Source organism: Xylanibacter brevis P6B11 (assembly GCF_000621825.1).
Classification (GTDB): Bacteria; Bacteroidota; Bacteroidia; order Bacteroidales; family Bacteroidaceae; genus Prevotella; species Prevotella brevis.
Genome location: NZ_JHXG01000009.1, coordinates 126452 through 146783 on the forward strand (window position 1 = coordinate 126452; position 20332 = coordinate 146783).

Here is a 20332-nt window from a genome sequence, read left to right on the forward strand (position 1 = left end):
TCGAATGATTTATTTGAATTTTGATGCAAAAATACAAAAAATTTGGGAAAACCGACCACTTATTAACAATAAATTAGTATTTTTGCAGCGTTATGAAAATATTCACTAGCGCGCAAATTCGCGAACTTGACAAATATACTATCGAACACGAGCCCATTAAATCTATTGATTTGATGGAACGCGCTGCACATACTTTCACACGTGTCATCGCCGAGAAATGGCCCACCATCTATCCCGTCGTGGTCTTTGCCGGACCGGGCAACAATGGTGGCGATGCGCTGGCTGTTGCACGCATGCTGACCGACATGGGCTATCAGGTACAGACTTACCTGTTTAACATCACTGGCAGCCTTTCGGCCGATTGTGCCGAGAACAAGCAGCGTCTGATTTCCAAGAAGGGCTTTTCGCTGTTCACCGAGGTCACTCAAGAATTTGACCCGCCTAAGCTGGAGAAGGGCATGCTGGTCATCGACGGTCTCTTCGGAGCTGGTCTCAACAGGCCCCTTGCAGGCGGTTTTGCATCATTGGTGAAGTATATCAACGCCTCTCAAGCAGATATTGTCAGCCTCGACGTCCCTTCAGGACTGATGACCGAGGACAACACCTATAACGTCCGTGCCAACATCATTCGTGCCACCATGACGTTGACACTCCAGCAGACCAAACTATCGTTTCTCTTCGCCGAGCACCAGCAGTTCCTGGGCGAGGTTCGCATCCTGGACATCCGCCTCAGTCAGGAGGCCATCAGCAAGACCGATGCCCCCTATCGCATCGTTGAGGAGAACGACGTGCGCCAACTGTTGCACAACCGCGATGCCTTCGTACACAAAGGCACCATGGGCCACGCCCTGGTCATAGCTGGCAGCTATGGCATGGCAGGTGCAGCCGTGCTGACCTCAAGAGCCTGTATGCGAAGTGGTGCTGGCAAGGTGACCATTCACACACCCAAGCGCAACGCCATGATTCTGCAGACGGCCGTTCCCGAAGCCATCCTGCATATGGACCGCGAGGAGACCATCTTCTCGGAGGCGGTTGCCACCGAGGATTTCCAGGCTCTGGGCATCGGTCCCGGCATAGGCACCACCGAACAGACCAGCATTGCCATGATAGCTCAGTTGCGCCGTGCGCAATGTCCCGTCGTGATTGATGCTGATGCACTCAACATCCTGTCCACGCGCCGTGCCTGGTTGCAGCAGTTGCCCAAGGGAGCCATCCTGACGCCCCACCCCAAAGAACTGGAACGACTGGAGGGACAGTGCGTAGATAGCTACGAACGACTGAGCAAGGCTCGCCAGTTGGCAGAGCGTATCGGAGGCTATGTCGTGCTGAAAGGTCACTACACAGCCATCTGCATGCCCGACGGTCATGTGGTGTTCAACCCCACTGGCAATGCCGGCATGGCCACCGCAGGCAGCGGCGACGTGCTCACGGGCATCCTGACCGGTCTGCTGGCTCGCGGCTATACGCCACAGGAGGCCACCGTGCTGGGTGTCTATCTCCACGGACTGGCCGGCGATTTGGCCGCTAAGGACCTGGGTGAAGAGAGTCTCATTGCCAGCGACATCATCCAGTATCTGCCCAAAGCATTCTTAAGACTAAAAGGTTAACGAAAACATATCTCGCACATGAAAAGATACTTCTTTCTTGCCCTGCTCCACTGTTGCGTGGTAGCAGCTTTGGCACAGACACAACTGAGCAGCTATCAGCCAGGCGTCACGCCCGAGGGAGCCGTTTATTTTCTCCCTAAGACTGCTATTAAATTTCATATCTTAGTAGAGAAGACCACCTTCCAGCCAGGCGATTTCGCGGCTTATGCCCATCGTTACCTGCGCTTGGTCGATGTGGCTCAGGAGCCCAGCGTCAGCAGTCGCCTGCTCAGCGTGCGCCAGGAAGCCGTGGCTATTGCCGACACCACCAAGGCCTATGCCGTTAAGTTCAACGCCAAGACCGTGGCAGCCAATGTAGCCCTCTCGCAAGACGGTTGTCTGCTGGCCATCAACGCAGCTCCAGCCAAGCCAGAAAACGACTTTGTGCCCTTCGAGGCTGCTCCCCGTCAGGCGCCCATCAATGCCCGCACGCTGCTCAACGAAGAGATTCTGGCAGCAGGAAGCACATCAAAGATGGCCGAGCTCACCGCCCGCGAGATCTACGACCTGCGCGAGAATCGCAACCTGCTCATCAAGGGTCAGGCCGACTTCATGCCGAAAGACGGTGTCCAGCTCCGACTGATGCTCAACCAGCTGGAGGAACAAGATCGTGCGCTCAGTTCTCTGTTTGTGGGCACCACCTGCAAGGACACCACCGAGTATGTGGTCACCGCCACCCCCGATGGTCCTTTCACCCGTCAACTGCTGTTTCGCCTTTCCGACCTCAATGGCGTGGTGGAGAAGGACGATCTCTCTGGCGCTCCATTCTATCTAAGCGTTGAAGACCTCAACACCGTGCCTCCTGTTGACGAAGAGGCCGCTGCCAAGGCCAAGAAAAAGCCTTTCGAAGCAGGCATCTACGTGAACGTGCCTGGTCGCATGCGCGTCACACTCTTCGATGGCATCACCCCTATTCAGACCGAGGAGCACCCCGCACCGCAGTTTGGCAACGTAGAACTGCTCAGCGGCGAACTGTTCAACAAGCGCTACACCACACACCTCTGGCTGAACCGCCTGACTGGTGCCGTTGAGCGCCTGGATGCCGAGCAACCAAAATAAGCCATTTCATCCGTCACGTTTGGTGGCACTAAACGCCACGTTTGGCGGTCCCATTCTATGCGTTTGGCGGCGTTATTCTCAAGGAATAGCGCCGCCAAACTTTTTCTCACTGTTTCTTACTTATCGCCCATGGCTCGCATGTACTCATCCCAGAGCGAGTCGATGGTGTAACCCTTACCCAGGGCATACGTCACCGCGCCGTTCCACGACCAGGGCACTACCTCCAGACACGAGCGATTCATCTTGCGGATAAAGTCGGCATCCTTCGTCTCGCGCACCCAGTTGAAGAAATAGCCAATGTAGCGATAGCCATCGTGATAGCTGCCACCCTTCGGACGGTCTTTCTCGCCGTGGAAACCGCCACAGGCCACGCGAACGGCATCGGCCGTACCTTCCACCATCTCCCAGACAGCCTTGTTTGGACCGCCATAAGGGCCAATGCCCTGAGGCTCCAGCTGGAAGGCGTGGGTCAACTCGTGAAGCAGTACGCCACGTGTCTCAAAGTCCACACATGCTGTGTCGTTATTCTCAAACGAGCGTTCTATGTGTCCAGTTGTATAGGTGATGTTCACAAAACCATTGCCGCCACCTTTCCACGACACGCCATCGGCTTTGCGGACGATGTAGTCCAGACGTTTCAGCATAGGGATGCTGTCTTCGGGGGTGAAGTATAGGCACTTCATCACCTCGCGGGCCACACTACGTATGTAGGGGTCTGGCTTCGAAATCAGGGCATGGTAAATCTTCGAGCCCTTGGTCTCGGGGTTCATATCCACGAAGGTGATATCACGCAGGTGACTGTTCCAGCGCTTATCCTCCTCCGTCAGTTTATTGCTCATGCGACTGGCAATTGAAGAGCTGGCCGACTGCATCTCATCGGTCAGCGAGTAAGGTTTGTCGGAAGCCGATAGCCCACGACTCTTGTTGGGTTTCGAGGTCATCTCAAACTCGATGACACAGCCATTGACCAGCTGATCGTGGGTGATATACAACTTGCTGTAAGGTTTTCCATTCACGCGCACCGACTTCACGTAGCGGTTCTTGTCGCTCACCTTGGGCGCACGAATCTCGATGGTACGTCCGTTCTCCAGTGTCACCTTCATCTCAGGCAGGTAGGGAGCGCCAAACACATACTGGTCGGAACCAGGACATACGGGATAGAAGCCCATGGCAGAGAACAGATACCATGCCGACATCTGTCCGCAGTCGTCGTTACCGCCCAAACCGCGAATCTCGCTGCGGTACATCTTGTTCATGATGGTGCGCAGCCATTGCTGGGTCTTCCAGGGCTGTGAGGTCCACGCATAGAGATAAGGCACGTGGTGACTGGGCTCGTTGCCATGCACATAGCCACCCACCAGACACTCGGCAGTGATATCCTCATTGTCAGCATAGTATTTCTCGGGCAGGTTCATGCCGAACAGGGCATCCAGTTTCTCCACAAAGGCCTTCTCGCCGCCCATGCTCTTCATCAGTCCGCGCACATCATGAGGCACATGGAACGAGAAGTTCCAGCTGTTACCCTCGATGAAGCCCTCACCATAGGTCTGATAGGGGTCCAGGTCGGCCTTGAACTTGCCATTGCGATAGCGTGGAGAGGCAAAGCCACGGGTGGGATCGAACACGTTCTGGTAGTTGGTGGCACGGGTTTGGAACTGGATGGCGATATCATCGCGGCCCAACTGCTGGGCAGCATGATAGATGGTCCAGTCGTCGTAGGCATACTCCAGGGTGTTAGAGGCCGCTGTGCCATCCTTATCATACAAGGCATAGCCATAACGACGGTAGTCGCTGATGCTAGGGAAGTACTTATTGTTGGCCGTAGCCACCATGGCTTTCAGGGCCTCTTCACCATCCACATTGGCACCTTTGGCCAGGGCGTCGGCCAGCACGCTGACGGCGTGATAGCCCGTCATGCACCAACCCTCGTTGCCCATCAGGCTCCACACGGGCAACATGCCCACGATGTTCTGTTGCTGATGTTTGATCATCGAGCGAATCATGTTGGTGTTGCGCGAGGGTTTCAACAGTCCCAGCAGTGGGTGTTCAGCACGATAGGTGTCCCATACGGAGAACACGGTATAGTTATCGAAATCGCTGGCCACGTGGATATTGCCGTCCAGTCCGCGGTACTTGCGGTCCACATCCATATAGATAGAGGGGTTGATCATGGTGTGATAGAGCGAGGTATAGACCATGGTCTTCTGGGCCTCGGTGCCCTGACAGTCGATGACCGACAGCTCTTTCTCCCACTGCTGACGGGTAGCAGCAGCAATCTCGTCGAAGTTGCGGCCGCTGGCCTCAGCCTTCAAGTTGGCCTTGGCGCCCTCGGTAGAGACGGCCGAGAGGGCCACCTGCACCTCCAGCTGGTTGTCGTCGGTGTCAAACTCGAAGTAGGCCACCATCGAACGACCGCCCATATCGGGAAAACGGTGATGCTTGTCAAACTTACCCCAGAAGCCCTGATAGCGCTCTGCCTTGCGGTCGCGATAGCCATAGTCCTTGATACGCTTGCTGAACGAGATAGCGAAGTAGGTATAGTTGGCGCGCGCCCAACCGTTGGTGAGGCGATAGCCCGTCACCAGCGTGTCGTTCTCCACGCGCAACTGCGACCACAGCACCTTGCCGTCGTAGTTATAGATGCCGTGCAGCAAGTCCACGATGAGTCGCTGGTGGTCGGCCTTCTCAGGGAAGGTATAGCGATGAACGCCCACACGTGGTGTGGCTGTCAGTTGGGCACGCACGCCATTATCGGCGAGTGTTACCTCGTAATAGCCTGCTCGTGCCTGTTCTGTAGCGTGACTGAATCGCTGGCGGTAGCCACCATCGGGATTTTCTTTTGTACCTGGGTTCAACTGCAAGGCGCCCGTTTGCGGCATCAAGAGCACATCGCCCAGGTCGGAATGACCCGTACCACTGAGATGGGTATGGCTGAAACCTACGATGGTATTGTCGGTATGCTGATAACCGGCACAGTAGTCATACACTTTTCCCTGATAGCGTCCGTTCACATTGTGAGGAATCGTGTCAGTCTCTGGCGACAATTGCACAATACCGAAGGGAGCACAGGCACCTGGGAATGTGTGTCCCATGCCTTCAGTTCCAATGAACGGGTTTACATAATCTGCCTTGGTCTTCTGCACAGCAGACGTTTTTGGTTTTTGTGCCATAGCGGCACCTGTGAGACAAGCCAACAGCAATGTCACACAGCAGTTAAGGTAATTGTTCTTCATTCTTGATATTGTATAATCATTATTATTTACGCACGTGCCCGCAGTTCGCATACTGTGGGACTGCAAAGTTACAAATTACTGCTGTAATTCGAAAAGGAATTAACAAATCTTACAATCTTAATGGTCTTTACGACTCGCAGAAGGGCGTAACAGTACGCCGTAGAAGATCACAAAAAGAAAAAGGAGGAGTCGTCAAACCATACGTCCGAAGACTCCTCCTGCATACTACAGGTGCTGACCTGGCAGTTAAAGCTGAATGTTCACGCCACCCATAAAGGTAGCACGGGGCATGGGAAAGCCTGCATTGAGTTAAAAAAATCAGAATTAAGCGGAATGAATTCTATATAAACAAAAGACGCCCTTCTCCGGTGAGAATGGGCGTCTTTACAACATTATATTTGATGATACTCGCTGACTATTTTTGTTTTTCAGTCTTTATCACCGAATATCTTGTATGTGAGGGTTTGCTGACACAGTTGGTCAACAGGTCAACACCCCATCCTATCAGACCACCAAAGATAATGTTGCCAAAGGCCCACTCGTTGACTTTCTTTTCGAGCATGACATCTTTGTACTCATAGTTATCAGACTTAATCGTAATACGTTGTCCGTCAATAGCATGTCGATTAACCTTCACCTGATAAGGCAGGGTTACATCATTATAGACTTGCTTTTCTGTTACAATGGTTACATGTTCATCGACATCGCCGTCCAGGATGATTTTAGGACTACCACCAGAAACGATTGTAGCACACGAAGACAAAGACAATACCACGACACCTACTAGAGCCAACAAGCCCCACGTTCTAAAATCTGTTTTTTTCATAAGATGATTAGTTAGTTTGATTAATTATTGTTCCACAAAAGTATATATTTTTGATTAAACAAGCAAACAATTTGCGCATAATTTGTAGAATAAGGGTCAAAGAGGCATGCTGCAAAAGCTGAACTTTAACCACAGAAGAGTGGAACTTTAAACAACCAAGAAAAGAGGTTTTGTGATGCAAGAGTAACCGTTTTGGTGCTCATCTAGAGTCTAGAAATACCTTTTCTAGAGTCTAGATTTGTCGGTTCTAGAGTCTAGATTTACCACTTCTAGAGTCTAGAATTATCGTTTCTAGAGTCTAGAATTGAGACAAAAGGATAAGTATTGGCAAGCAATAGCGCCACTATAAGGCCGTCATAGGAGCACTTTGACCTCGTAAAAGTGCCCGAATGAGCAAACAAAAAGCAGTATGCACGAATGCCGCACATACTGCCCTCTGATTATATATATGTAGATTAGGAATTATTTCAAGACTTTACGTCCTCTCTGAATAAAAATACCCTTTTGCAGACGCTGAACACAGCGTCCGCCAAGGGTATAGCTTTTGGTGTCGGCCATCACGGCAGACTTTGTATGATGAATGGTATTGATGATGTTATTGTCTTTGTCAACTTGATGAATGCGGAAATAATCGACCTTGAACCAGCCGTTCTTTTGTTCGGGATGCATGGTGCCGTCGCCCTGACGCCCGTCGGCACGGATGCCCAGACGCAGGCTCTGACCCTCGGCCACATCGACATACACAAACATGTCTTGCAACAGGAAGTTGCCGTTGATGCCACCGACATAGCCGGCAAAGGTGTTGTTTTCGCCAGCGGTGAGGTTGTTGCTGTAGTCCTGTTCCATGCCGTAGTACTGCACCTGGTTGTTGGCAAAGAGGCGGGTGGTGCCCAGATAACCCTCCTCTACCCACAGTTTGCACGCTACCAAATAGCGGCCAGGGGTAAGTTTCTCGGCGGGAATCTCCTGATAGAGTTCGAAGTCTGCGGGGAAATGACCGCCCTGAGGCAGACACCAGGAGATGTTGGTGCCATGGGCATTGGCAGCATCCTTATTGATGCCATAGCTCTGGCCGGGAAACTGTCCTACGATGTTCCAGCCGTAGGGCGTATAGCGACGGGTGTCGCCCGTGGTGTTCTGCTTCACGGTGCCACCATCGCGATAGAGTTCGAAGTCGTAGTTCTCAATGAGCGACTTGGTGAGCGTCAGGTCTTCAGCCGATGGACTGGGTGCCTGACTGACGCGCTCAATGTGGAAGTAATCCACCTTGAACCAGCCGGCATTATCGCTGGCATGGGTGCCATCATTCTTGCGATTGCTGGTCTTGATGCCGAGGGTGAGCGACTCGCCCTGTCCCACGGTGACATAGACCTCCATGTCGCGCAGCACGATATTCTCGGTGGTGCCACCGGCATAGCCCGCATAGGTATTGATCTCGCCAGGCACGAGCAGGTTGGTATAGTCGCTCTCGCTGCCGTAGTACTGCACATTCTGATTGGCAAACAACCTGCAGGTGGTCTTCTTCGAATTCTCAACCCACAGCATGCAGGTGACACGATAGACGCCGGGCTCCAGTTTCTCGGCAGGAATGGTCTGTGAGAGTTCGAAATCCTCGGGCATGGGCACCGAGTTAAACCAGCAGACGTTGTTGCCATGATAATTGGTGGCATCTTGGTTGACGCCGAACGAGTCGAGACCGTTGGCACCCTTCTTCAGTGTGCCTTTCTGGTTCCAGCCACAGGGCACACCACGACCGATCTGGCCTGCGGCATTCTGCTGACAGTCGTGATTATACTCGAAGTCATAGTTGGCTATCAGTGATTCAGTCAGGCTGTTGTCCTCCACCACGGGCAGTGTGACATAGATATCGCTGACCACCACACCGGGATCGAGCAGCGACACACGCACCTTGACGGTTTTGTCGGCATCGGCCACATACTCCTGGGTGGCATCGTTATAACCTTGCAGCACCGTCTGGTTCCACTTACCTTCCATGGCAGTGGTCTTCAGCGACTTGACCTGTGCTGAACCGCCATCGATGCTCAAAGCCACACGCAGGTCGTAGGTGGTGTTGATGGGGAACGTAGGCAGGCAGCGCACCGAGATGCTGTTCTTGCCGGCCTTCACGGGGACCTCATACTCTAAATAGGGTGCCTGAGCAGCACTGTACTTGTTCATATCGAGGGGCCACACGGTGATGCCCTCATCGCTGACGCCCACACCTTTCAGGGTGGTGAAGGTGCCGTTGCTGGCGGTGTATTGCGTGGCGGGAATCACCGTGACGGGGGCTTCGGGCTTAGCGCTGACCTCCACACTGTTGATGTTTGACAGTGTGGCCGTCTCGGGCATACCGAACTGCATCAGGTCACGGGGCTTATAGCTCATCATGCCGTTCCACTTGCCACCAGCCAGTGACTTATTATAATAGGTGGTGAGATCCACTATCTGGCGGAAAGCCTGACGGGCTTCGGCGGCATAAGCCAGCGCCTTGTCGCGGTTGCCCTGCTTGGCCAACTGCAGACTCTGGGCAGCGCGGAAGGTCTTGATGTTCATATTTCCAGCGCCCTTCACGGGATATTCTATCAGTTGGAAGTAGGCATCCTGCAAGGCAGCAGGCACAGCACCCTTCACCTCATCGACACGGGCCATGAGGGCCTGATAATCGGCTATACGCTGGTCTTTCTCGGCATTGGTGAACGACACGTCGAACACATGTTCGGGCTTACCACCGGCAGCCAGTCGGTAGTACTCCAACTTGATATCGGCAATGCGGTCGGCCAGTTCTTCTCCGAAGGTCTCAGCAGCCCAATGGCGATTGTAGCGGTAGGCTTCGGCTGGTTTCCATGCATTGATGTCCCATGCCAGGTCCATGCAGAACTCCAGTTCGGCCTCGGCGGGCTTGATGTCGCCCACGTTGATGACCCACAATGTGCGGATGCCCTGGTCGTAGGCACGCGACAACTCGTAGCTGATGAGCGAGGGTGAGTGAGAAGCAATCCACAGGTAGTCGTGAGGCGAACCCCAATAGCTGAGGTGGTAATAGACACCATTACCGCCCGAGCGAGCCTGTTCGGCAGGTTTGGGCAACTGGCGGATGTAGCCGTGGTTGTCGTCCACCCAGCAGAGGGTCACATCCTCAGGCACCTGCAGGCCGGCATTATAGGCGTCGAGCACCTCTTTGTAAGGGATGAACAGCTGTGGCACCTTGGTCACATCGTCGAAATACTTGCCCAGCAGGTTGCGCTGATAGCCGATGATGTCGGTGAGTCCGCGCACCTTGTCTTCGGTTGAGGGATAGCCCGAGATGCCCCAGTCGTGCACACCGCGCATGCCGAGGGTGTACATGCCGTCGTAGTCGGCACTCTCTGCTACGCGCTCTTCCCAGTACTGTTGGATTTTGGCTTTGTTGGTGACGTAGTTCCAGTCTTCGTTGTTGCCGTTCCAGGGGGCATGACGCCACTCCCACTCGTTGTCGCGCAGCATCTGTTCGCAGTGGCTGGAACCCAACATGATGTCGTACTTCTTGGCCACGGGCAGGTTGTCCTTGTTGGCCCAGAAGGCTTCCGAACACAGGTGCATGGCTGGCCATAGCGTGTTGGCACGCAGGCGCAACAGCAGTTCCATGACGCGGGCATAGGTGTTAGGACCGATGTTGTTGTACTTCTTGTCGATACCCTTGGCGGCCCAGGGAAACAGGGCGAAGTCTTCGTCGTTGATGAAGATGCCGCGGTACTTCACCGAGGGTTCCTTCGAGATGGTCTGCAGGCCAGTGGCATAGAGCACGTCGGCCTTTGCTGGCGACACATCGGCCCACCAGATATAGGGCGACACGCCCATCTGGCGAGAGAGTTCAAACAGACCGTAGGCGGTGCCACGAGGCGTAGAGCCATAGACCACCAGTGCACGGGCGATGCCCTCGGCGGGTTGCTCTACCAACTGGAGTCCATAGACCTCCCACTGGCCAGCTACCTCGGTAGCGCTGATCTTGCCACTGGCAGCCAACTGATCGATAATGGTGGACTGTCCCAGGGTGCCAGCGATGATAGGCAGGTCGCCAGCATCCAACTGGTTCTTGACTGGAAGTGACTTTCCGGTGACAGCCTTCGCATCGTCGGAGAGACACTGGGCCACGGTCTTCACGACCTCAGCATCATTGTCGGACACCACGATAGGGGCGGCTGCATCAGCTGTCACGATGGGGAAGCCATCGTCAACAACGGTTTTACTGAGCGTGACGTTCTGTGCAGACATCGTTGCTGACAACAACAATGCCGCTAAAAAAGTAATAATTGGTTTTGACATAAATTATAATGATTGTTAGGTTATGTTTCTATGTTGCCGTTAGTCTTTGGTTATTGATAAAAAAAGTAGTGTTACTTCACCACTACTTTGCGATAGGTGCCATCGGAGAAGCGAAGGATGCGGATGCCCTGACGGGAGACTTCACCGCGACCCGACAAGGAATAGGCCGGAGAGGCCGCTGCACAAGGATGCAAAATGGAACTCGGGATGACGGCCATAGGGACATCGGCCGACTCACTGACACGCTTGATGCGGAAGTTATCGCACTTGAACCACCCAGAATTGCTGTCATCGGAAGTGCCATTGCCGCGCTGATTGCCCGAACGAATGCCGAAACGCAGGTTCTCGTCTTTGGCCACATCGACATAGACCACCATGTCGTGCATCACCAGATTGTTGGTTCCCGTACCGCTATAACCGGCAAAGGTGGCCGTCTCACCTTCGGTCTGATTGGAAAGATAGTCGGCGGCAGTGCCGAAATACTGTACCGACTGATTGGCAAAGAGACGACACTTGCCAAACAATCCACTCTCGTTCCATAGCTGACAACGAATCTGATAGCAACCGGGAACAAGCTTCTCGGCAGGTATCTCCTGATAGAGTTCGAAGTTGTTGGGCATGGGGCCCTGCTGGTTGTTAAACCAACAAACATTATTCTGATGGCGATTGACGGCATCACTGTTGACACCAAACGACGTGCCTTTGAATTCGGTGGCCAGTTGCCAACCGTAAGGACAACCGCGAGAGGTAGAGCCCTGAGGGTTCGGGGTGCCATCGACTGCCAGTTCGAAATCGGGATTGATGATCAGTGACTCGGTCAGCGACAGGTCATCATCGCCATTGTCGGCAGGAATACCATCGACCTTGTCAAGGCGGAAATAATCTACCTTGAACCAACCGGTTCCATCGCTGGCACGCGTACCATTTGACTTACGCCCGTCGGAGCGAATGCCTAAACGCAGATCCTCTCCATCGGCAAGGGTGACATAAACCTGCATATCCTTAAGAAGAAACATGCCATCGGGTGTTCCGCCATAGCCTGCATAGGTAGCCGATTCGCCGTCTACCTGATTGTTGGCATATTCGTCTTTACAACCGAAATACTGGACATTCTGATTGGCAAACAGTCGGCAGTTGCCTTTCTGGTTGTGGTTATTCCACAACTTACACCTCACACGATAGGTGCCAGCACCCAGTTTCGAGGCTGGCACCACCTGATAGAGTTCGAAGTTCTGTGAGAATGGCAGCATGCGAAACCAGCAGATGTTATCGCCATGAGGATTCTGGGCATCGCTGTTGATGCCATACGACTCGCCATTTATCTGTCCTTGCACGCTCCAGCCATAGGGCACCCATTTCTTCTTCTCAGAACCACCGGCATTATAGGTCTCGGCATCGACCATTTCGAAGTCGGGATTCACAAGCAGCGTCTCATCGGGAATGTCGTCGGCATGTGCCTCGGGAAACACGGTGAGGCGCAGTTCGGTGCATCCATAGGGCACCAAGGTGATGGTAGTGGTCTTGTCGGTAGCAATCACATTGCCAGCACCGGGCAGGAAGGGGTTGCGACCATTCTGAATGGACCAGTGGATCTGGCGCACGGGCATACTGATGGTGACGGGGGCATCCTGAAGATCGAAAGGATAGGCGCCTTCGGGGATCGTTTTGGTGGTGACGGTGAGCGAGGACTCATCGGTGAGCAGTGTGGGGTCGAAACCGTAGTTATAGGGACCACTGGGGGTGATACTCCAGCACTTGAAGTCGGCATTGTCGGAATGCTTGCCATTCATGTTGCCATAGACCTGGGTATCCTCGACTTTGGTCTGCGGGATGGCATAGGTGAATAGCAGCGGACCGCGCTCTACGTACCATCCTTGCTGATTGGCGGCCTGACAAACCTGCACCTCCATGGGCAGGCGCAGTTCGATGACATCGCCATTGTGGAAGGTGCGATTCAGGGTGACGAAGGTGGATGGGGTCAAAGGCATATCGATAGCAGCGCCATTGATCTTGAGACTGGCCTGCTGGCACCAGCCGGGGATGCGGAGTGACAAGGGGAAGGTGACAGCCGACTGGGAAGTGATGACAAAACGAATGACATCGGAGAAGGGATAGGCGGTCTGCTCGCTGATGGTGACAGACTGGCCATTGACCTCGACGGTGATGTCGCTGGGCGAATAGAGGGCAGCGACAACGGCATCGTCTTTACCACGCATCCACAGACGCGACGCGAAGTTGGGCATCAGGCGGTTGACATTACCCACGCAGCACTCGGTCTCGTGGACAGGGCGATAAGCCATCCAGGTGCTGCCGCGCTTGAAGGCATTATTGTCTGACGTGCCGGTGCAGATGAGCTGGTTCACGGAAGAGAAATACTGCAGGGCCTTGAAGTCCTTGGTGATAGCACCCAGACCGGCATTAAAGACGGCACGCTCGATGCGATCGGCCCACTCGGCCTGACCAGTGACCTGCAGGAAGTAGCCCAGCGACCAGGTGTAGTCGGTGATGTCGCAGGTTTCGTGTGCATTATCGACATCGAGGCCGGCGGTGAACTCGGAACTGGAATAAAGTCCATCGGGTAAAAGATGGTCGCGCTCCAACTTGCGCTCTGCATTCATAGCGATATCCAGGTATTGCTGTTTACCGGTATAGGCATAGAGAAGCAAGGGGATCTTGAGCATTTCGGCATAGGTGACGCCGTGCATGGTGATGACATCGGCCGAAGATGCTACAGGGGCATCGAGCTCGAAACCGCCGCGGTTATAGGCGTCTTCTGCCATCTGCAGCAACTGACTATTGCCAGTGTGGCCATAGACCCAAAGCATACCCTCGACATTACAGATGTGGCGACGGCCATTGACGAGCAGGTCGGTGCTCAAACTGAGGTAGTTGCGCTCGAGGGCCGTGATAATATCCTGATTGCCCGTGGCCCAATAGTCGGCCTGCATGGCACGGAAGAAAACGGCCATAGGCCAAAGGGACTCTATCTTACTGTTGCCAAGACGTCCATTAGACTGGGCATGTTCTATGGTATAACTGATTCCACTCTCACCTTTCTCGATGAAAGTGGGGTCGTCAATAAGGTAGCCCAGACGCAACAAGCCATCGGTATAATAGGCCGTCTGCTCGTAGCGCCACCAGTCTTTGGCATCGGGATTCTCATTGATACGAGGAATATCGCCAGCCCAAAGACAGGAGTTATAAGGATAGGCCATGGCTTCGGGATGACCTGTGAGACCGTCCTTCTGGCGCAACAGGAACTCCTGCAACCAACCCTTGGGCGAGATGTTGCGGATAAGTCCTTCGTGAAAAGAACTATAATCCTGTGACAGGATCATGCCACAAGAGGAAAAAGATAATAAAATAATGAATAGCCGTTTAAGCATGAGTTAGGTTTTTGTTATTATCAACGCATGCAAAGTTATTAAAAAAGGAGCAACAGAAATGTCAATTCTGTGTTTTTTGATAACGCAACTATAATATTTGACTAGTATTTTTCCTCTGTTGAACAATTTGTTTTGCTAATGGAAAAAGAAAGGTGACAACAAAACAAAAAAAGAGTACGCGCAATCACTGCGCATACTCAACAGAGATATTTCTCAAAGTGTTTTTAACTGCATCACTGCAGCCTCAACCATAAACCTAAAAATATAAAAATCAAATTGCGACGATCTGTGCAGCAGTCTCGTTGGTAGGATCAACCTCCACGAGTTTGGTTGCAAAGACCTTAGATTTCTCTACATCGTCCTTAATCTTCAGGTAGTAAACCATCAGGAAGTTACCAGACTCCTTCAGACGAGCAACATCGCTCTTGTCCTGCTCAGCCTTGGCAACGATGATGTCCCACAACTGCTCATAGTAAGGCTGTGCCAAACCCTGAGAAGCATCGGGGTCGAGCATGGTGCCTACGCGACCACGCCAGAAGAGTGAATATTCAAGGGCATCGGGGTTCTTCTCGGCCAGCTCTGCATAGATCTTGTCGGCCTTCTGCAGGTTGGTAGTCTTAGCATCACCCTGGAGCTTAGAAGCATACTGTACATAAAGACGACCGAGGTCTGCGAAATCATTTAAAGAAGGAGATGAAACGGCAGTCAGATAATCATCGTAGTACTTCAACGCATTCTCAAAGTCACCAATGCCTTTGTAAGCATCGGCCAACTGCTTGATCACACCGGCACGCTTGTCCTGTGAGTCGAACTCCTGATCGAGAGCGAGCTTATAAACGTCGATAGCCTCCTGGTGCTTCTTGGCACCATTCAGGGCGTTACCATAATAAACATAGTCACGATAGTTCAACTTCACGCTGTCCTTATCAATCTGATTGAACATCATATCGGCACGCTCGAGAGCCTGGTCAAACTGGCCACTCTCGGTGTAGCAGTACATAGCCAGACGGTTCAGTGTGGCATTCTTGGGCTCCAGCTGCAAACCGCGGTTCAACATGTTGATACCCTGAGCATACTTCTGAGATACATAAGCAGAGAAACCATACTCGATGATGTCCATCTTTGTCATCTGGTCAGCAGGCACCTTCTCGAAAGCCTCGATAGCCTCGGGGTAACGATTAGACAGGTAGTTGATGTGAGCGATGAGGGCATCAACAGGGAAGTCGGGACGCACGCTGCGGAGCTCCTCGAGCTTGTTGACAGCACCAACGGGGTCAACAACACGATAAACAGAAGCATAACGACGGTAGGGCTCTGGATCCTCGCGATTGAAGAGGATGGCCTGCTCGTAGTTCTGAGCTGCTGCACCTGGATCATCCTTCATGGCAGCGATATCACCTAACAACAGGTAGGCAGGACCGAAAGCATTCTTCTTGGCAGACAGTGCCATGGCAGCCATGCTGGCAGCATGATCATAGTCCTTCACCTCGTAGAATGCACGACCGAAGTCAACCAGATTGTCTGCATTCTTCTTGTTCTTACCCAGATAGGCCTTCAACTGCTTGTCGAGGTCTGCGGGGTTGCTCTTGATAATCTCCTTCACGGCAGCAACGTCGGCCTTAGTGCCGTCCTGTGCCATTGCCGTTGTGCTGAAACCTGCCAGCACAAGGCTCATTGCTAAATATTTAATTGTCATCATAATCTTCTTAATTTATATAATGAATATCCTGTTTTTAATCTATTTGACGCATCAAACGGCTATTGGTTTATTTCACCGATACCTCACGTACATTCATATTGGCCTGAATGGGCAGAAGACCGGCCTTCAGAATGACCAGCTGGCCCTTGGGCAAACGGCAGAAATGAGCAAAGCCGGATGGCACACCATTGCGTGGCTCGTTGAGCAGTGCATAGATTGTACGAATGAGGGGATAGTTGCCGTTATATAGGTAGTATTGATAAGGACGCCAGCTGTTTTGCGGTGTGGCAGTGTCCATACGTGATACCTTCATGACAGTGACGTTCTTATTGAATGTCACATTGGTAGTGTCGCGTTTGTCATTGAGCCAGTTAGACCCGATGATGCCAATAGCGTTTTGGTGTTTCTCTACCCAGTCAATTACCTCGCTGCTCTTCTTCACGGCACCGATGTTCTTGCTGTTAATGGGTTTTCCACCCAAGATAGAGTCCACACACCAAGTCACTGTGCTCGACTTGGCATGATCGAACACAACATCAATCTCGCCCAACTTAGAGGTGGGATAGATGTCTTTCCACTGAGAGACCTCGCCCGTGAGAATACGTGCAAAGTCCTTCACGGTGATACATGTGTCAGGATTGCTGTTGTTGACGATAATCGCCAGACCATCGTAAGCAATGGGGATGATGCGGGGAACAAACTTACGTGCTTTCAAGTTCTCCATCTCACGATCGCTCAGGCGACGCGTGGTGAAAGCAAGCCAAGTCTCGTTCTTCATCAATTTTGTGATCGCTTCCTCCTGATTGGTGTAGATGGGTTTCAGCACGCCTTGTGAATGGAGGGCTTCGAAAATCTCCAGTTCTTCATCCAGAATGGGGAAGAAGCTTTCGTCGGCCGCAAAGACCATGGCAGCCGATTCATAGTTATAATCAGTTTTAGGCTTGTTCCCACAAGCGAGGAACAAGCCTAAAATAAGAGATAATCCAATTATATTGAATTGAGTTCTGTTCATACTTAGTGTTTTAGCTTACTGAAGTTTGAAGGTTACAGGTACGGTGTACTTCACACGTACGGCAGAACCATTCTGCTTACCAGGAATCCAACGGGGCATTCCCTTCAGCACGCGGATAGCCTCACGGTCCAGTGAGGGGTCAACACCACGCATCACCTGTACATCGGTGATAGAACCGTCGCGCTCTACTACGAAGGTAGCAACTACACGACCCTGAATACCATTCTCCTCAGCAATAGGAGGATACTGGATATTCTTGCTCAGGTAAGCCATCAGAGCTGCATCACCACCAGGGAATGATGGCATCTGCTCAACCACGGTGAACACCTTGGTGTCCTCAACCTTGGCCTCTTCCACAGTCTGCTGGTTAGCCTTCAGCACCTCACCATCTGCATCGTCATTACCTTGAACGTCGAACACACCGATGGCGGTGTTATTCTGAGCGAGTTCCTCTTGCGATTTCATCTCTTCCTCAGGTTCAACCTCCTCCTTAATGACAGGAGCTGTAAACTTCACAGAGCTTTTTACTTTCTCAACAACCTGCTGTTGCTCAACCTTAACTTGCTCCTTACGCTCAACCTTGGTCTCCTTCTTCTGCTCGATCTTAGAGAGCTCTACATCGGCAGTGTTGACAGAGGCTTTAGGCAGGGCGTTCTCGATAGCAACCTTGGCAATGGCAATCACAAAAATCAGGGCGATAACGGTGATCACCGTCACCAGAGCCTTTACATTTCGTGCACCAGTTTGTTTGCGGAGCTTGTAGGCACCGTAAGACTGGTTTTTACCTTCAAAGACGAGGTCGACCCAGCTATTGTCTATTAGATCTACTTTTGACATAGTTCTTTTTCTGTTTTTAAATTGTTAGTCATCATTACTTAACACCCTTCAAAGCGAGAAGCTTCTCGTCGTCGGGATTAATCTTGTCGATGACATACTTACCAATAGTACAAATCTGCATCTCGTCCAGAGCACCTACCATGTTGTCGTAGGTAGCAGTGTCAAGTGGCTTGATAATAACGGTGACAGTAGGAATCTTCTCACCGTCAATCACACCATTACGGATTTCGCTCAGTTGTTTCTGATACTCTTCTTCCGTCATCGTGCTACCATAAGCCGTCTTCTTCTCGTCAAGAGCCTGCTTAGCCTTCATGACGCGAGCAACAGGAGCGATACCAGCACCAGTGGTGTGGTGAATCAGCACGTTGCGGAAGCCATCACGGCCGTAGTTGGTCTCCTTCAGACAAGTAGGATCATCATATTTGGGCATGCCCTCAATATAATAAAGCTTGTTGTCGGCAGCCAGATAAACGGTGATAGTCTGGTCAGCTTTCGTTACCGACTTATCCTGATCTTGCATGTTCTCATCGTTGCTAGGCATAGTCAACTGCATAGCCTGAGGCTTACTCAGTGTAGTACAGAGCATGAAGAAGGTGATCAGAAGCATCATCATATCTACCATCGGCGTGAAGTTCACGCGGGTATCCATTTTTTTCTGCTTGCTAGCTTTCTTTTTAGCCATATACTAATCCTCCGATGATGTTTTAAGATTGGTAATCAGTTGGTAACGGTTCTCGTTCATATCCTGGAGCTCAGACATCATGGTTCTGATCACACGGTATGGAGTTGTGGCATCACATTTGATAGCCAGCTTCATATCGGGATCAACCTGATGTGCAGCCTTGATCCACTCCTGGAACTCGCTCATACCGCCATCGATACTATCGGTGGGGATACCGAGCTTCTGGATAGCTTCAGACATTTTCTCGGGATCAAGATTGTAATAAGCATCAAACTGGCTCAATGCAGCGCCAATCATGGCTTCCTCCTTGAAGTTCTTCATCTGCTTAGCAGTAAGCGCGATGTCAAACTTAGAGGTAACTTCCTGCATCATGGCCACCATGGTGTTCTTATTCTCGGTGCCCACAAATATCTTGCCTTCAGGGCTGACAAGGATATTGAGGACATTCTCGGGAATCTTGACCTCGGACACCGAACTAGGCGTATTGACTTTGATAGGCTCTGGCGTCAAGAATGTTGATGTCAACATAAAGAAGCAGAGCAACAAAGTCATCACGTCTGACATTGGTGTCATGTCAATCCAGATGTCTTTTTTCTCAATTTTTATTTTACCCATAATCGTTTAAGGAATTAAAAGGTAAAACAAATTATGCCTCGACGTGATTAGAATCGTATGTAGCAGCGATTGTGTAACCTACCTCGTCAAGAGCAAAAGTCAGCTTATCGATCTTGTTTGAGAAGTAGTTGTAAACAACAGTAGCAACCCAAGAAGTCAAGATACCTGATGCGGTGTTAACCAGGGCCTCAGAAATACCTGCAGACAGAGCCATAGAGTCAGCACCACCACCAGCAGACAGAGCCTGGAATGATCCGATCATACCGAGCACAGTACCGAACAGAGCGGTCAGAGTACCCAGAGATACGATAGTTGCAACCATAGGAAGGTTCATGGTCAGAGTAGGCATCTCCAGCTGAGTAGCCTCCTCGTGAGCCTGCTGGATCTTAGAGATCTTCTGAGCCTTCTTCAGAGTAGAGTCGCTCTCAACAGTCTGATACATATTGATAGAAGCCAATACTACGTTAGCTACAGAACCCTGCATCTTGTCGCAGAGAGCCTTAGCCTCGTCGAACTTCTGAGCCTTGATAGCCTCCTTAACCTGAGCGGTGAACTTAGCCAGGTTCATCTTACCAGAAGCGCTCTTGATAGCGAAGAAACGCTCTACACCGAGTACGATAACGGTGAGCAGCAGGGTGAGGATCAAACCTACTACGAAACCACCTTTATATACGGTACCCATCAGGTCAGCGGGATGACCAGTGCGGTCGCCACCCTGGAAGTGACTGGGATCACCGAGTACAAAGAAGTAGAAGCAATAAGCGATTGCGCAGCAGAGTACGAGAATGATCCATGCATCCTTTACGCCTTTGAAGCCTGAATTTTTCTTAGCTGCTGTAGCAGCATTTGTTGTTGTTGCCATAATTTTAAAATTTAGTTTTAAGTTATAAATTAAGTTGATTTTATTCCCATTTAATGCTTACTTAGCGAACAGAACACTGCAAAACGAGCAGAACTCGCCAGGCCGTTCAACTCGCAAAGGTAGCAAATAATTGTATATTTCAATATCGATTAACTACTTTTAACGTAACTATA

General features: G+C 51.6%; 12 protein-coding genes and 1 pseudogene. 2 read left to right on the plus strand and 11 right to left on the minus strand.

What is annotated here, in order from left to right:
- Nucleotides 1-92 precede the first annotated feature (92 nt).
- Nucleotides 93-1607 (plus strand): bifunctional ADP-dependent NAD(P)H-hydrate dehydratase/NAD(P)H-hydrate epimerase, encoded by a 1515-nt coding sequence (locus tag T496_RS0105930; RefSeq protein WP_027449931.1) that lies wholly within the window; start codon nucleotides 93-95, stop codon nucleotides 1605-1607.
- Nucleotides 1608-1625: 18 nt separating this feature from the next.
- On the plus strand, nucleotides 1626-2705 hold the full coding sequence (locus T496_RS0105935) for a DUF4831 family protein (RefSeq protein ID WP_044110726.1): 1080 nt from the start codon (nucleotides 1626-1628) through the stop codon (nucleotides 2703-2705).
- Nucleotides 2706-2821: 116 nt separating this feature from the next.
- Here the strand turns inward: T496_RS0105935 and T496_RS15220 are convergent, their stop codons facing one another.
- From T496_RS15220 to T496_RS0105985, 11 genes and pseudogenes are all read right to left on the minus strand, one after another.
- Complete coding sequence (locus tag T496_RS15220) at nucleotides 2822-3577, minus strand: basic secretory protein-like protein (RefSeq protein ID WP_316928894.1); 756 nt, start codon at nucleotides 3575-3577, stop codon at nucleotides 2822-2824.
- A 3-nt stretch (nucleotides 3578-3580) separates the two neighbouring features.
- Nucleotides 3581-5938, minus strand: a pseudogene (locus T496_RS13600) (GH92 family glycosyl hydrolase); the annotation flags it as partial.
- A gap of 415 nt (nucleotides 5939-6353) precedes the next feature.
- Entirely contained in the window at nucleotides 6354-6764 is a 411-nt protein-coding gene (locus tag T496_RS0105945) for a hypothetical protein (RefSeq protein WP_027454981.1), read from the minus strand.
- A 462-nt stretch (nucleotides 6765-7226) separates the two neighbouring features.
- Complete coding sequence (locus T496_RS14390) at nucleotides 7227-11066, minus strand: glycosyl hydrolase 115 family protein (RefSeq protein WP_081783567.1); 3840 nt, start codon at nucleotides 11064-11066, stop codon at nucleotides 7227-7229.
- Nucleotides 11067-11137: 71 nt separating this feature from the next.
- Entirely contained in the window at nucleotides 11138-14404 is a 3267-nt protein-coding gene (locus tag T496_RS14395; RefSeq protein WP_052342105.1) for a beta-L-arabinofuranosidase domain-containing protein, read from the minus strand.
- Between the two features lie 319 nt (nucleotides 14405-14723).
- Nucleotides 14724-16151 carry a tetratricopeptide repeat protein gene (locus T496_RS0105960; RefSeq protein WP_027449934.1) on the minus strand — a complete coding sequence of 476 codons (1428 nt, stop codon included), beginning with the start codon at nucleotides 16149-16151 and terminating at the stop codon, nucleotides 14724-14726.
- Between the two features lie 67 nt (nucleotides 16152-16218).
- Nucleotides 16219-17163: a PstS family phosphate ABC transporter substrate-binding protein gene (locus tag T496_RS0105965; protein WP_027449935.1), complete on the minus strand. Its 945-nt coding sequence runs from the start codon at nucleotides 17161-17163 to the stop codon at nucleotides 16219-16221.
- 15 nt (nucleotides 17164-17178) lie between these two features.
- Complete coding sequence (locus T496_RS0105970; protein ID WP_027449936.1) at nucleotides 17179-18000, minus strand: energy transducer TonB; 822 nt, start codon at nucleotides 17998-18000, stop codon at nucleotides 17179-17181.
- Between the two features lie 34 nt (nucleotides 18001-18034).
- Entirely contained in the window at nucleotides 18035-18682 is a 648-nt protein-coding gene (locus tag T496_RS0105975; protein ID WP_027449937.1) for an ExbD/TolR family protein, read from the minus strand.
- A gap of 3 nt (nucleotides 18683-18685) precedes the next feature.
- Nucleotides 18686-19297, minus strand: a complete 612-nt coding sequence (locus tag T496_RS0105980; protein ID WP_027449938.1) for an ExbD/TolR family protein — start codon at nucleotides 19295-19297, stop codon at nucleotides 18686-18688.
- Between the two features lie 31 nt (nucleotides 19298-19328).
- Nucleotides 19329-20159 carry a MotA/TolQ/ExbB proton channel family protein gene (locus T496_RS0105985; protein ID WP_027449939.1) on the minus strand — a complete coding sequence of 277 codons (831 nt, stop codon included), beginning with the start codon at nucleotides 20157-20159 and terminating at the stop codon, nucleotides 19329-19331.
- Nucleotides 20160-20332 lie beyond the last annotated feature (173 nt).

What these genes read in the sequence shown, in the direction of transcription:
- T496_RS0105985 (WP_027449939.1), bottom strand. Translation starts at nt 20,159, where the DNA reads ATGGCAACAACAACAAATGCTGCTACAGCAGCTAAGAAAAATTCAGGC.
- T496_RS0105970 (WP_027449936.1), bottom strand. Translation starts at nt 18,000, where the DNA reads ATGTCAAAAGTAGATCTAATAGACAATAGCTGGGTCGACCTCGTCTTT.
- T496_RS0105960 (WP_027449934.1), bottom strand. Translation starts at nt 16,151, where the DNA reads ATGATGACAATTAAATATTTAGCAATGAGCCTTGTGCTGGCAGGTTTC.
- T496_RS0105975 (WP_027449937.1), bottom strand. Translation starts at nt 18,682, where the DNA reads ATGGCTAAAAAGAAAGCTAGCAAGCAGAAAAAAATGGATACCCGCGTG.
- T496_RS0105935 (WP_044110726.1), top strand. Translation starts at nt 1,626, where the DNA reads ATGAAAAGATACTTCTTTCTTGCCCTGCTCCACTGTTGCGTGGTAGCA.
- T496_RS0105980 (WP_027449938.1), bottom strand. Translation starts at nt 19,297, where the DNA reads ATGGGTAAAATAAAAATTGAGAAAAAAGACATCTGGATTGACATGACA.
- T496_RS0105945 (WP_027454981.1), bottom strand. Translation starts at nt 6,764, where the DNA reads ATGAAAAAAACAGATTTTAGAACGTGGGGCTTGTTGGCTCTAGTAGGT.
- T496_RS0105930 (WP_027449931.1), top strand. Translation starts at nt 93, where the DNA reads ATGAAAATATTCACTAGCGCGCAAATTCGCGAACTTGACAAATATACT.
- T496_RS14390 (WP_081783567.1), bottom strand. Translation starts at nt 11,066, where the DNA reads ATGTCAAAACCAATTATTACTTTTTTAGCGGCATTGTTGTTGTCAGCA.
- T496_RS0105965 (WP_027449935.1), bottom strand. Translation starts at nt 17,163, where the DNA reads ATGAACAGAACTCAATTCAATATAATTGGATTATCTCTTATTTTAGGC.
- T496_RS14395 (WP_052342105.1), bottom strand. Translation starts at nt 14,404, where the DNA reads ATGATCCTGTCACAGGATTATAGTTCTTTTCACGAAGGACTTATCCGC.
- T496_RS15220 (WP_316928894.1), bottom strand. Translation starts at nt 3,577, where the DNA reads ATGCAGTCGGCCAGCTCTTCAATTGCCAGTCGCATGAGCAATAAACTG.